The organism is Type-D symbiont of Plautia stali (assembly GCF_001485335.1).
Taxonomy (GTDB): Bacteria; Pseudomonadota; Gammaproteobacteria; order Enterobacterales; family Enterobacteriaceae; genus Pantoea; species Pantoea vagans_C.
Genome location: NZ_BBOC01000061.1, coordinates 18,290 through 31,276 on the forward strand (window position 1 = coordinate 18,290; position 12,987 = coordinate 31,276).

Consider the following 12,987-nt stretch of genomic DNA (forward strand, 5'->3'; position numbering starts at 1 on the left):
TCAGGAAGATAGTGTTCGAATTAGGTTAGAGAAATCTTCTTTGATGTCGTGGCTCTCTTCACGCAACTGCTCGATTTTACGGCAGGCGTGGAGCACGGTGGTATGGTCACGCCCACCAAACGCATCACCAATTTCCGGCAGGCTATGGTTAGTCAGCTCTTTCGCCATTGCCATCGCCATCTGACGCGGACGTGCCACCGAGCGCGAACGGCGCTTCGACAGTAAATCCGCCACTTTAATTTTGTAGTACTCGGCCACCGTCTTCTGAATGTTGTCGATGGTGACCAGCTTTTCCTGCAGCGCTAATAAATCGCGCAGCGCTTCGCGGACGAAATCGATGGTAATCGCGCGGCCAGTAAAATTGGCATTGGCGATGACGCGGTTCAGCGCCCCTTCTAACTCACGCACATTCGAACGCAGACGCTTAGCAATAAAGAAGGCGACTTCACCTGGCAGGCGAATATCATTTTCGTCCGCTTTCTTCATCAGGATCGCGACGCGTGTTTCCAGTTCGGGAGGCTCGATCGCGACGGTCAATCCCCAGCCAAAGCGCGATTTCAGACGATCTTCTACGCCGTTGATCTCTTTAGGATAGCGATCCGACGTCAGAATGATCTGTTGATTACCCTCCAACAGCGCATTGAAGGTATGGAAAAACTCTTCCTGCGAGCGCTCTTTGTTGGCAAAGAACTGGATGTCATCGATCAGCAACGCATCAACAGAGCGGTAATAACGCTTAAACTCTTCGATCGCGTTATTTTGCAGTGCTTTAACCATGTCCTGCACAAAACGCTCAGAGTGCATGTAAACCACTTTGGCATTGGGCTTGCGCGCAATAATGCCATTACCAACCGCATGCAAAAGGTGGGTTTTACCTAAACCAGTGCCGCCATAAAGGAAAAGCGGGTTGTAAGCGCCGCCTGGGTTATCCGCCACCTGACGTGCCGCCGCGCGCGCCAGTTGGTTAGATTTACCTTCAACGAAATTGTCGAAGTTATGGCGGTTATTCACATTAGAACGGTAGGTGACATCCGCTGGCGCAGGCACGGAATCCCAGCTTGGGCGCAGAATTTGCGCCGGAGCAGGACGGCTTTCAACGGGTGCCGGGGTGCTGTAAGTCGCCATCGCGGGCTGGCTGGCTGCCACCTGAGCAGCCGGGCGTGTGCCCACTTCAAAACGCAGCAACGGCACATTCGCACCGCAGAATTCATTCAGCAGCCCATTGATACTATTGAGATATTTATCCCGAACCCAGTCGAGTACAAACCGATTTGGTGCATACAAGGTCAGCGTATTGTCGTTTAATTCAGCCTGCAGCGGACGAATCCACATGCTGAATTCGGTGGCAGGAAGCTCATCCTGCAAACGGGCAAGACACTGTTGCCAAAGCGTAAGTGACACGGCGGACTCCACTCGTACAAAATCGATAAGAATTTCAGGCGCTAATAATAGAAACTGTCTTTTTTGACACAGGCGATCAGAAAGCGCCTGCGACCGCTATCCGCGGTAGTCATCCCCGACGATCGCATTTGAGGATCGTCAGCGGAAGGGCGGATCATAGCGTAAAGCGACACAGAGATCTTCCCTTTCTACACAGTTTTGATCCAATTTATCCACAGGCTACAGAAGCGCTAATGAGTTTACGCTTTCTGCGGAAAAAACGAGCGGGGATCTGGCTGAAAGCTGCAATTTTTCTGGTCGCCTCTCGTTTCCGCGCAATAAATCTGCAAATTGATCGCAAGAAGATCCTGCGCGATCCTTGCGCTTTACCCTATAGCCCGTATAATTCCCCACCCGGCATTATTGCGTGAAGCCTTGATGCCCGGAATCAGCGGGCTGTATCTGGGTTTCCAGGTGCCGCGACCAGCGAAGTAAATTGACTCTGGACTGTACAATTATTACAATCCCGCCTCTTTATTAAAGACACATTGAGGCGTTGGTCGATTTACTGGCCCGAAAACGCGTCACCCAGTGAAAATTTTCAAGTTTAGGTAGAAATCGCCATGAAACGCACTTTTCAACCGTCCGTACTGAAGCGCAACCGTTCACACGGTTTCCGTGCTCGTATGGCAACAAAAAATGGTCGTCAGGTTCTGGCACGTCGTCGTGCTAAAGGCCGTGCTCGTTTGACCGTTTCTAAGTAATAAAGCTAACCCTAGTGGTTAAGCTCGCATTTCCCAGGGAGTTACGTTTGTTAACTCCCACTCATTTCACTTTCGTCTTCCAGCAGCCACAAAGAGCCGGTACGCCGCAAATTACCATCCTCGGCCGACTTAACTCGCTGGGGCATCCCCGCATCGGTCTTACCGTCGCTAAAAAACATGTTAAACGCGCCCATGAACGCAACCGGATCAAGCGATTGACCCGCGAAAGCTTTCGTCTGCGTCAACATGAACTGCCCGCGATGGATTTTGTCATCGTGGCGAAAAAAGGGATTGCTGACCTCGATAACCGTGCGTTAACGGAAGCGTTGGAGAAATTATGGCGTCGTCACTGTCGCCTGGCTCGCGGCTCCTGATCGCCCTGATACGCGTTTATCAACGCGCCATCAGCCCACTGCTGGGACCCCATTGTCGGTTCCATCCCACCTGTTCGCAGTATGGGATTGAGGCCTTACGGCGCTTTGGTGTTGTAAAAGGCAGTTGGTTGACGATTAAACGCGTATTAAAATGCCACCCTTTGAACCCGGGTGGTGACGATCCTGTGCCGCCAAAAACCTTTGATACCAGAGAACATTAACGATGGATTCGCAACGCAATCTCTTTCTCATCGCTTTTCTGTTCGTGTCTTTTATGATCTGGCAAGCCTGGCAGACGGACCACGCTCCGCAGCCACAGCAGACTCAGACCACGCAGAACACAAGCAGCGCAGCGGGTGATGCCGCCTCTTCCGGCGTGCCGGCTAGCGGTCAGGGCCAAACGATCACCGTTAAGACTGATGTCCTGTCACTCAGCATCAATACTCGCGGTGGCGATATTGAGCAGGCACAGCTGCTGACTTACCCGGATAAACTGGGTTCAGACGCGCCGTTCCAGCTGCTGGAAACCACGCCAGCCTTCACTTATCAGGCACAGAGTGGCTTAACCGGCCGTAACGGTCCGGATAACCCGAACAATGGCGCACGCCCGCTGTTCACCACGACACAAGATCACTTCGAAATGGCCGATGGCCAGAGCGAACTGCGCGTGCCGCTGACCTGGACCGATGAGAAAGGTGTGGTTTACACCAAAACCTTCGTCTTCAAGCGCGGCGACTTTGCGGTGAATGTCGACTACAACATCCACAACGCCTCACAGCAGCCGCTGGAAGTGTCGATGTTTGGTCAGTTGAAGCAGACCATTGATCTGCCTAAGCACCGTGATACCGGCAGCAATAACTTTGCACTGCATACCTTCCGTGGCGCAGCGTACTCAACCAGTGATGCGAAATACGAAAAATACAAATTCGATACCATCGCGGATAACGAGAACCTGAATGCCACCACCAGCAATGGTTGGGTAGCCATGCTGCAGCAGTACTTTGCCACCGCATGGGTGCCACGTACTCAGGGCAACAACACCCTGTACACCAGCAACCTCGGCAACGGCATTGCAGCCATCGGTTATAAATCTGCACCGGTCACCATTGCAGCAGGCGCACAGCAAGACCTCGGCGCAACCCTGTGGTTAGGACCAGAAATCCAGGACAAGATGGCCGCTATCGCGCCACACCTGGACCTGACCGTGGATTACGGCTGGTTGTGGTTCATCTCGCAGCCACTGTTTAAGCTGCTGAAGTTCATCCACAGCTTTATCGGTAACTGGGGCTTCTCCATTATCGTTATCACCTTCATCGTTCGTGGCATCATGTACCCGCTGACTAAAGCGCAGTACACCTCCATGGCGAAGATGCGCATGCTGCAGCCGAAGATTCAGGCAATGCGTGAGCGTCTGGGCGATGACAAGCAGAAGCAGAGCCAGGAAATGATGGCGCTGTACAAAGCAGAGAAAGTGAACCCACTGGGTGGCTGTCTGCCGCTGGTTATCCAGATGCCTATCTTCCTGGCCTTGTACTACATGCTGTCAGGTTCGATTGAGTTGCGTCATGCACCGTTCATTCTGTGGATTCATGACCTCTCAGCGCAGGACCCGTACTACATTCTGCCGGTCATCATGGGTATCACCATGTTCTTCATTCAGAAGATGTCACCGACCACCGTGACCGATCCGATGCAGCAGAAGATCATGACGTACATGCCGGTCATCTTTACCGTGTTCTTCCTGTGGTTCCCTGCTGGTCTGGTGCTGTACTACATCGTCAGTAACCTGGTCACCATCCTCCAGCAGCAGCTGATTTATCGCGGCCTGGAAAAACGTGGTCTGCACAGCCGCGACAAGAAGAAAGCGTAACGTCTGACTGCAACAGCATCAGCGTATACTCAAAGGGCGGCATTTATGTCGCCCTGTTTTTTTGTTTAAAAAGAAGGTCAATCATGAGCCATAGCCACAGCGACACCATTGTTGCCCAGGCCACGCCTCCCGGCCGTGGCGGCGTGGGTATTTTGCGTATTTCTGGCGCGAAAGCCGCTGACATTGCGCGAGCCGTGTTGGGCAAGCTGCCGAAACCGCGTTACGCCGACTATCTGCCGTTTAATGATGCGGATGGCAGTGTGCTGGATCAGGGTATTGCGCTGTGGTTCCCCGGCCCGAACTCGTTTACCGGCGAAGATGTACTGGAATTGCAAGGCCACGGCGGCCCGGTCATCCTCGACCTGCTGCTGAAACGCATCGTGGCGCTACCCGGCGTGCGTATCGCACAACCCGGTGAATTCTCAGAGCGCGCGTTCCTGAACGACAAACTCGACCTGGCGCAGGCAGAAGCCATCGCTGACTTAATCGATGCCAGCTCAGAGCAGGCAGCACGTTCCGCCGTCAATTCACTGCAAGGCGCATTTTCCCTGCGTGTTAATGCACTTGTGGAAGCACTTACTCACCTGCGCATCTACGTGGAAGCGGCCATCGATTTCCCTGACGAGGAGATCGACTTCCTCTCTGACGGAAAAATTGAAGCGCAGCTGAATGCGGTGATCGGCGATCTGAATGGCGTGCGCGCCGAAGCGCGTCAGGGCAGCCTGCTGCGTGAAGGGATGAAAGTGGTGATTGCCGGTCGTCCCAATGCCGGTAAATCCAGCTTGCTGAACGCGCTGGCTGGCCGCGAAGCCGCCATCGTAACGGATATCGCTGGCACCACACGCGATGTCCTGCGCGAGCATATCCATATCGACGGCATGCCGCTGCACATCATTGATACCGCCGGATTGCGTGAAGCCAGCGATGAAGTTGAACGCATCGGTATTGAACGTGCGTGGCAGGAAATCGAGCAGGCTGACCGCGTGCTGTTTATGGTCGATGGCACCACCACTGATGCTACAGAAGCGGCCGCGATCTGGCCCGATTTCGTCGCGCGTTTGCCTGCGCAACTACCGATCACCGTCGTGCGTAATAAAGCCGATATGACCGGTGAAGTGCTGGGCTTAACCGAAGTGAATGACCACTCACTGATTCGCCTCTCTGCGCGTACCGGCGAGGGTGTGGATGCGCTGCGTGACCATCTTAAACAGAGCATGGGCTTCTCGGGCAATATGGAAGGTGGATTCCTGGCGCGCCGCCGCCACTTGCAGGCGCTGGAGTTAGCCGCCACTCACTTACAGCAGGGCCAGGATCAGCTGTTGGGTGCCCGAGCAGGCGAACTGCTGGCGGAAGAGTTGCGTCTGGCGCAGCAGGCATTGAGCGAAATCACCGGGGAATTTACCTCCGACGATCTGTTGGGCCGAATTTTCTCCAGTTTCTGTATTGGTAAGTAATTCCTCATCTTTATTTTTCTTCTCACGCGCTTTAACAGGTAAAAATTATCTTACCTGTTGTAGAGGGTAAAGCTAAAATTACCTGCTATAACAGGTAAAAGTTGCTTTACCCGCTACACCGTGTAAATGTAATGCCATTACATTTCCAGGAGCCGCTTCCATGAAAGTCACGAATGCTAAGCAATTAAGCAGCTATCTTAAGGACGTCAGGCAGTCAGAGCGGCTGTCACAGGAAAAAGTGGCCAGTAAAGTCGGCATCCGACAAGACACCGTATCCAACTTTGAATTGCAGCCAGGCACAACCAAACTGGAAACACTGTTTCGTATATTAGCGGCTTTGAACCTTGAGTTGGAAGTAAAGCCACGCGGTCAGCAGCAAGAAGTCAGCGGCTGGAAGGAAGAGTGGTAATGGCTGAATTGGACGTTTATATGAACGGCTATAAGGTGGGTATTTTCACCCGCGATAGCACAGGCTCTCATCGGTTTCGCTATGTTGATGAATGGCTAAGCCAGCCGGGAAGCCGTCCAATTTCCCTGTCGATGCCGCTACGTCATCAGTCCTACATCGGTGACGAGGTCTACAATTTTTTTGATAATCTCCTGCCCGATAATCCTGAAATTCGCAATCGCATCCTCGCACGTTATCACGCGGATTCAACTCAGCCGTTTGATCTGCTTGAAAAAGTAGGCGCAGATACTGTGGGTGCGATCCAACTGCTCGCTCATGATGCACCTCCGGGTAACGTGCAATCGATCCATTATCAAACTTTAAATGATACCGAGCTGGAAAAGATTCTGAATGGCTACCAGGCCGGCGCTCCACTTGGCATGCTTGAAGAAATCGCTGATTTTCGTATTTCACTGGCTGGGGCACAGGAAAAAACGGCGCTGCTCCGTCTGAAAGATCAGTGGTGCTTACCACAGGGTACAACCCCTACAACTCATATTCTTAAGCTGCCGATTGGTAAAATCCAGAGCCATTCTCATACCATCGATCTCACTAACAGCGTAGAAAACGAATGGCTTTGCACCCTGGTTGCGAAGGAAATCGGTTTGCCTGTGCCAGAATGCTTTGTGGTAAAGGTGGGCGAATGCAAAGCGCTGGCTGTAGAGCGCTTTGATCGCCGATGGGCATCAGATGCGCGTTGGATTATGCGTTTACCTCAAGAAGATTTCTGCCAGGTTCTCAATATTCCCTCTGCTGGCAAATATGAAAGTCACGGAGGCCCAGGCATTCAACAAATTATGCATTTCCTGTTGAGCTCCGCAGAGGTTGATCAGGATCGCTATAACTTTATGAAAGCACAGGTTCTCTTCTGGCTGCTGGCGGCGACAGATGGACATGCCAAAAACTTTTCTATTTTTATCGAAGCAGAGGGTCGCTTCCGACTGACGCCCTTTTACGACATTCTCTCGGTCTATCCGGTTATTGGGGCAAAAGGACTGCATATCCGCGATGCAAAACTCGCTATGGGGTTGAAAGGTTCTCATGGGAAAAAATATGCAATCGAGCAAATCTTTCCTCGTCACTTTCTGGCAACAGCCAAAGCGGTGGGATTCGATAAAACAGCGATGGAAGATATCCTGCAAGAAATGAGTGCCAGTATTGATGAGGTTATCGAACGTGTGACGTATCAGCTGCCTGATGATTTTCCGATCGAAATTCAAACGACGATCCTGGATGGACTCAAAGCACGTTCGGCTCGCTTAACGCTATAGCCGGGCAGATGTAAAACATGCATCTTTGTTATTTGGCTCCCCCTCTCCTTTGCAGTATAACAATCGCGGGTCTGCGCTAAAGCGCACCCGTTCTATCGACTATTCATGCTAAAAAATCAGGCGCGGATGCGACCTGAACAGGAGAGAAACATGAGTACACCGCTCGACAGCGTGGCGCTGAACGCGCTGTTCAATGAAGCCCGCACGCACAGCTACTGGCAGGACAAACCGATCTCTCACGATGTGTTGCAGCAGCTGTACAGTCTGACCGCGCTTGGCCCGACTTCGGCCAACTGCTCGCCGGGTCGTTTCGTGTTTGTCACGTCTCAGGAAGGCAAAGAGAAGCTGAAGCCCGCACTCTCCTCTGGCAATGTGGATAAAACCATGGCGGCACCGGCAACGGTAATTGTGGCATGGGACCCTGAGTTCTACGAAGCGTTACCCAAGCTCTTCCCGCACGGCGATGCGCGTAGCTGGTTCACCAGCAGCCCAGATCTGGCCAAAGAGACCGCATTCCGTAATAGCAGCCTGCAGGCTGGCTATCTGATTCTGGCCGCGCGATCGCTGGGGCTGGATGCCGGTCCAATGTCGGGATTTGATCCCGCAAAAGTGAATGAAGCCTTCTTCAGCGAAAGCAAATGGCAGGTGAATTTACTCATCAACCTCGGCTACGGCGAAGCCAGTAAATTGCATGCGCGTTTACCGCGTTTGGGCTTTGATGAAGCCAGCAAATTTGCCTGATAAAGTGCTGCGCCGGGATAAATTTCGGCGCAAATTAAGTTTGAGTATCGATATTTAATATCGTGTTCTTAGGGCAAATTGCCGCATATCGTATTTCTCTTCACCACGAAATTCCCACGATACACCAAAATTAATTATTCTTACCTATTAAACCTGTAGCGCACTCATCACCTTAACCTCTCCCACCATATGATTTTCATATGACATCTAATTTATTGATACTGAACAAATTAAAACAAACCCATTGAAACTTAAGCCAAATGACATATTCAGCTTATTTCATAATAATGACAGCATTAAATTTCCGTGCTTACAATAAATGACAAACAAACTGCCTGTGGCGTTGTAATTCTTATTACCCACGCCATAGATTCGGCTGCATTCCTCTTATGACTCTGAGGGCTGAATATCCCATGACTGATCCGCGTGAAATTGTTGAACTCAGCTATGCCATTCGAAAAATGGCGGATGCCAAAATTGAAGACATTAATGATATTAATCGGGAAACCACCATACTGGCTCTTAATGCTCTAATTGAAGCCGCACGAGCGGGAGAGGCGGGCCGCGGCTTTGCCGTAGTGGCAAATCAGGTTAAACAGGTATCAACCAACATTGGGGACATCACGCAAAGTCTAACCAAAGAGTTATCTGGTTCGCTGTCAGAGCTGACCTCACTCGGAGATGTGATGATTCAGCAGATCCAGCGCCATGAAAGCCAACGCTGTATCGATTTGGCGCTCAATATGATCGACATTATTGATCGCAATCTCTATGAACGTTCTTGCGATGTGCGCTGGTGGGCGACAGATGCCGCGGTAGTTAATTGTGCACTGAATGGCGATGTAGATGCATGCCAACATGCGGCCGAGCGGTTATCGGTGATTCTGGATAGCTATACGGTTTATCTCGATATCTGGATAACCGATGTGCAAGGCAATATTCTCGCCAACGGGCGTGGTGACCGTTATCCACTGCGCCAACAGAATGTTCGTCACCTTGACGCCTTCCGCCAGGCCATTAACACCCGCAGCGGTGCTGATTATGCTGCCGCAGACATCATGACACTACCGCAATTGCATCATGCCGCAGTGGCGACCTATGGCACCGCGATCCGTGAGGGTGGAAGCAACACAGGGCGCGTGCTGGGCAGTCTACTGATATTCTTTGACTGGGCGCCGCAAGCCGCCGCCGTAGTGAATAATGTCCGCCTGAGCAAAGAGGAGTGGACACGCTCACGCTGTATGATTCTTGATTCAAAACATCGCGTCATCGCCAGTTCCGATGCAAACGCGCAGCCTGGTGAGGCTTTTCGCTTGAACACACAGGGGCAAAACTCAGGCAGCTGGCAGCCTGAAAATGGACGCCAGGTCGCTTTTGCCCTGACGCCCGGTTACGAGAGCTATCAGGGATTAGGTTGGTACGGCGTGATTGAACAGCGTGAGGCTCAATCACCCAAGCGATGAAAACCGCTGTTGAAGTAAATCATTGGCTCTGCCGCTTCGCCCGGCAGCGAGATGCCAACGATACGCGCCAGCAGTACGCTATGCGTGTTCCACTCCACCACCTTTTCCAGCTGACAGTCAAAACTCACCAGCGCATCAGCCAATACAGGTGCGCCGGTATTCAACGTTTGCCATTCGCCGCTCTGGAAGCGTTCTGCACGACGCGCAGACTGGCTGAACTGGGCGCATAAATCGTCGTGCTGCTCACGCAATACGTTCACGGCAAAGTGGCCCGCATTAACGAATGCATCGTGGCTGGATGCGCTACGATTAACGCACACCAGCAAACTTGGTGGCTCGGCAGCCAGTGAGCTAACTGACGTGGCAATCAGCCCCAGCTTTTCGCCCTGAAACTCGGTGGTAACCAATGACACGCCCGCGGTTAAGCGACGCATACCATGACGAAATTCATCCAGAGAGATCGATTCCTGGCGAGTAAGTGAGGCTAGTGACATAAAAAACTCCAACGTGCGTGCGGCTGCGATGAGCACGATTACTTAAGGTGGATTGTTTGCGCACTTCGATGTGCTGTTTTGCTGTCCAAATCCTACACCACATCAGGCTGTACGGCATCCTTTACGGACAGAATCAGCAAAAGCGTTATATACAAAGTCGTAGATTGGGATTAGATGCCGCTTCGGTGTTATCTGAATTTTTGGTCATTAGATGTTATGCCGGATGCAAACCCATGAGAAAATTCTTACAATAGATTTGATGATTATCTGACCATTTTCACGGAGCGACAGATGGCTAGTCATTTTGTACGTTGGATGGGAAATTCGCCGCTCTCTTCAGAGCGACTGCGAGTTCCACAGGATGTGATTAACAGTGCTGAGCGCTTCCCTGATAAGCGCCGCAGCCGCTTTCTTGCCGCACGCGAATTGCTGGCGCAGCTGATGCTACGCGTCTATGGCATTCGTGAACTGCCGCTGCTCACCACCACCAGCAGTGGCCGCCCATGTTTTGCCGATCCTAACCTCCCTGACTTTAGTATTGCCTACGCGGGCAATATGGTTGGCGTGCTACTGGCAGAAGAAGGTGGGCGTGCCGGGTTGGATATGGAGATTGTGCGTGCTCACAGCCGTCAGACGCAGGATGCCTTAACACAGGATCTCTCCTCAGGTGAGAAAGCCTGGATTAATGCGCAGCAGGATTTTATGGAAGCGGTGACGCAAATCTGGACCCTGCGTCAAAGTATTCTCAAGCTGACCGGAGAAGCGGAGAGCGGGATCGGTACCTTGCAGTTGCATCCGGCCGCGGGCCGTCTGCGTTCCAGCGTATTCCCCGATATTCAGGCGGTGTGTGATGCCGAACCAATGCTGGTATGGTCGTGCGCGCTTTCTCCCGGCACCGAGCGTCTGTGTCTGTGGGAGATTGATGCCCAGCACCAGTGGCAGCCGCTGCGAGACGTGGAAATGAACAAGCCGAATATCGGTCCGCGCTCACTGCGCCTCACCAGTTTGGTGAGCACGCCACAAGAAATCAGCCATCCATAACAAAACAGGCCGCAATCGCGGCCTGTTTCTATTAATGCGCGTCGATAAACGCGATTTTCAGCACAAACAACAGGGCAACAATCACCACGCACGGGCTGATTTCACGCCAGCGGCCGGTACCGAGTTTCATCACACAGTAAGAGATGAAACCCAAGGCAATGCCTTCGGTGATCGAGAAGCTAAACGGCATCATGGCGGCGGTAACAAATGCCGGCACCGCTTCGGTGAGGTCATCCCAGCGCACACGCGACAACGACGCAGTCATCAGCACGCCGACATAGATCAACGCACCTGCAGCAGCATAGGACGGCACCATCGCGGCCAGCGGCGACAGGAACATCACCAGCAGGAACAGAATCCCGGTGATCACCGCCATCAAGCCCGTGCGGCCACCAATCGCCACGCCCGATGAACTCTCAATGTAGGCGGTCACGGAAGAGGTGCCAATCAACGAGCCGGTGACCGAGCTGATGCTATCCACATACAGCGCCTGCTTCATACGCGGGAAGGTGCCTTTCTCATCGGTGAGTCCGGCTTTATCGGTCACGCCAATCAGTGTACCGGAAGAGTCGAACAGGTTGACCAACATAAAGGAGAAGATCACGCCCGCCATGCCGATGTTAAACGCACCTTTGATATCGACCTGGCCCACCACGGACGTCACGGCTGGAGGCGCGGCAAACACACCGCTGAATTTCACATCGCCAATCACCAGGCCAATCACCGTGGTCACCACAATCGAAACCAGCACCGCCGCATGAATATTGCGTGAAGCCAAAATCGCAATGATGAAGAAGCCGAGTGCGCCGAGTAGCACGCTGTGTGAGGTCAGGTTGCCGACCGTCACGATGGTATCGGCATTCGGCACGATGATACCGGCGTTTTTCAGCCCCATCATCGCGATAAACAGCCCAATACCGGCTGTGATACCCACGCGCAGGCTCATCGGGATGTTAGCAATCATCCAGTAGCGCACGCGCAACAGCGTAAGAATCAGCAGCCCCAGTGCGCCCCAGAAAATCGCACCCATGCCGACCTGCCATGAATATCCCATGGCGCCGACCACCACAAAGGCGAAAAACGCATTTAAGCCCATCGCCGGTGCCAGCGCGACAGGAAGATTGGCCACCAGCCCCATCAGGATGCTGCCAAACGCGGCAATCAAACAGGTGGTAACGAACACCGCCTGGGTATCCATGCCGGCTGCGCCAAGGATCTGTGGGTTAACGAAGACGATGTACACCATCGTCAGGAAAGTCGTGAAACCGGCGATCACTTCCGTGCGCGCGGTTGTGCCGTGTTCCTGCAGCTTAAACATGCGCTGCAACAAGCCCTGATTGTTCATTCAACTGTCCCGAAAAAAATTAATCGCCGCGTATCCTATAGATTTTAGCCCGGCAAAACACTGATTATTCGCAACCGGTTGGCTCAGGGTCGCTTTCTGCGCTCAGTGCGATACAGTGTCAGCTGGTTGTTTACTAAAAGGATGATGTGCGATGTCAGTTGAATGTGTTTTTTTCGATTGCGACGGTACGCTGGTCGATAGTGAAGTGATCTGTACGCAGTCTTACGTCAACACCTTTGCCCGCTACGGTATTGAACTCTCTTTGCAGCAGATGTTTGAGCAGTACAAAGGGGTGAAGCTTTACGACATCGTGCGTGATGTACTCGCACAGCATCAGAAAGC

At 52.5% G+C, this 12,987-nt stretch carries 15 protein-coding genes; 12 read left to right on the plus strand and 3 right to left on the minus strand.

From position 1 onward, the window contains the following. Positions 1 to 1,401, minus strand: coding sequence for a chromosomal replication initiator protein DnaA (gene dnaA, locus PSSD_RS18125; RefSeq protein ID WP_058973181.1), 1,401 nt, complete (start codon positions 1,399 to 1,401; stop codon positions 1 to 3). A gap of 233 nt (positions 1,402 to 1,634) precedes the next feature. Between dnaA and PSSD_RS27795 the strand changes: the two genes are divergently transcribed. From PSSD_RS27795 to PSSD_RS18160, 10 genes are all read left to right on the plus strand, one after another. Further along, a complete protein-coding gene (locus PSSD_RS27795; RefSeq protein WP_167347684.1) occupies positions 1,635 to 1,811 on the plus strand; it encodes a hypothetical protein in 177 nt (58 codons plus the stop codon). A 192-nt stretch (positions 1,812 to 2,003) separates the two neighbouring features. Beyond that, complete coding sequence (rpmH, locus tag PSSD_RS26695; protein WP_000831330.1) at positions 2,004 to 2,144, plus strand: 50S ribosomal protein L34; 141 nt, start codon at positions 2,004 to 2,006, stop codon at positions 2,142 to 2,144. A 14-nt stretch (positions 2,145 to 2,158) separates the two neighbouring features. Beyond that, positions 2,159 to 2,518, plus strand: coding sequence for a ribonuclease P protein component (gene rnpA, locus PSSD_RS18130; protein ID WP_034830013.1), 360 nt, complete (start codon positions 2,159 to 2,161; stop codon positions 2,516 to 2,518). Next, positions 2,482 to 2,739, plus strand: a complete 258-nt coding sequence (yidD, locus tag PSSD_RS26700; protein ID WP_007893564.1) for a membrane protein insertion efficiency factor YidD — start codon at positions 2,482 to 2,484, stop codon at positions 2,737 to 2,739. Before rnpA ends, yidD begins: the two co-directional genes overlap by 37 nt. Before the next feature lie 2 nt (positions 2,740 to 2,741). Further along, positions 2,742 to 4,388, plus strand: coding sequence for a membrane protein insertase YidC (yidC, locus tag PSSD_RS18135; protein ID WP_058973182.1), 1,647 nt, complete (start codon positions 2,742 to 2,744; stop codon positions 4,386 to 4,388). A gap of 83 nt (positions 4,389 to 4,471) precedes the next feature. Continuing rightward, positions 4,472 to 5,842 (plus strand): tRNA uridine-5-carboxymethylaminomethyl(34) synthesis GTPase MnmE, encoded by a 1,371-nt coding sequence (gene mnmE, locus PSSD_RS18140; protein WP_058973183.1) that lies wholly within the window; start codon positions 4,472 to 4,474, stop codon positions 5,840 to 5,842. A 160-nt stretch (positions 5,843 to 6,002) separates the two neighbouring features. Continuing rightward, positions 6,003 to 6,251, plus strand: a complete 249-nt coding sequence (locus PSSD_RS18145) for a helix-turn-helix domain-containing protein (RefSeq protein ID WP_039331998.1) — start codon at positions 6,003 to 6,005, stop codon at positions 6,249 to 6,251. After that, complete coding sequence (locus PSSD_RS18150; protein WP_058973184.1) at positions 6,251 to 7,561, plus strand: type II toxin-antitoxin system HipA family toxin; 1,311 nt, start codon at positions 6,251 to 6,253, stop codon at positions 7,559 to 7,561. Before PSSD_RS18145 ends, PSSD_RS18150 begins: the two co-directional genes overlap by 1 nt. A 150-nt stretch (positions 7,562 to 7,711) precedes the next feature. Next, positions 7,712 to 8,302, plus strand: a complete 591-nt coding sequence (locus tag PSSD_RS18155; protein WP_039331995.1) for a malonic semialdehyde reductase — start codon at positions 7,712 to 7,714, stop codon at positions 8,300 to 8,302. Positions 8,303 to 8,715: 413 nt separating this feature from the next. Next, positions 8,716 to 9,765: a methyl-accepting chemotaxis protein gene (locus PSSD_RS18160; RefSeq protein ID WP_039331994.1), complete on the plus strand. Its 1,050-nt coding sequence runs from the start codon at positions 8,716 to 8,718 to the stop codon at positions 9,763 to 9,765. Here the strand turns inward: PSSD_RS18160 and PSSD_RS18165 are convergent. Beyond that, on the minus strand, positions 9,747 to 10,259 hold the full coding sequence (locus tag PSSD_RS18165) for a flavin reductase family protein (protein ID WP_039331993.1): 513 nt from the start codon (positions 10,257 to 10,259) through the stop codon (positions 9,747 to 9,749). The genes PSSD_RS18160 and PSSD_RS18165 overlap by 19 nt on opposite strands. A 291-nt stretch (positions 10,260 to 10,550) precedes the next feature. On the opposite strand from PSSD_RS18165, the gene PSSD_RS18170 reads away from it, so the two are divergent. After that, entirely contained in the window at positions 10,551 to 11,300 is a 750-nt protein-coding gene (locus tag PSSD_RS18170; RefSeq protein ID WP_058973185.1) for a 4'-phosphopantetheinyl transferase family protein, read from the plus strand. 31 nt (positions 11,301 to 11,331) lie between these two features. Here PSSD_RS18170 and PSSD_RS18175 read toward each other — a convergent pair whose 3' ends face one another. Beyond that, entirely contained in the window at positions 11,332 to 12,645 is a 1,314-nt protein-coding gene (locus tag PSSD_RS18175) for an NCS2 family permease (RefSeq protein WP_039331991.1), read from the minus strand. 151 nt (positions 12,646 to 12,796) lie between these two features. On the opposite strand from PSSD_RS18175, the gene PSSD_RS18180 reads away from it, so the two are divergent. Continuing rightward, on the plus strand, positions 12,797 to 12,987 hold a 191-nt coding region (locus PSSD_RS18180), incomplete at its 3' end, for an HAD hydrolase-like protein (protein ID WP_153011461.1).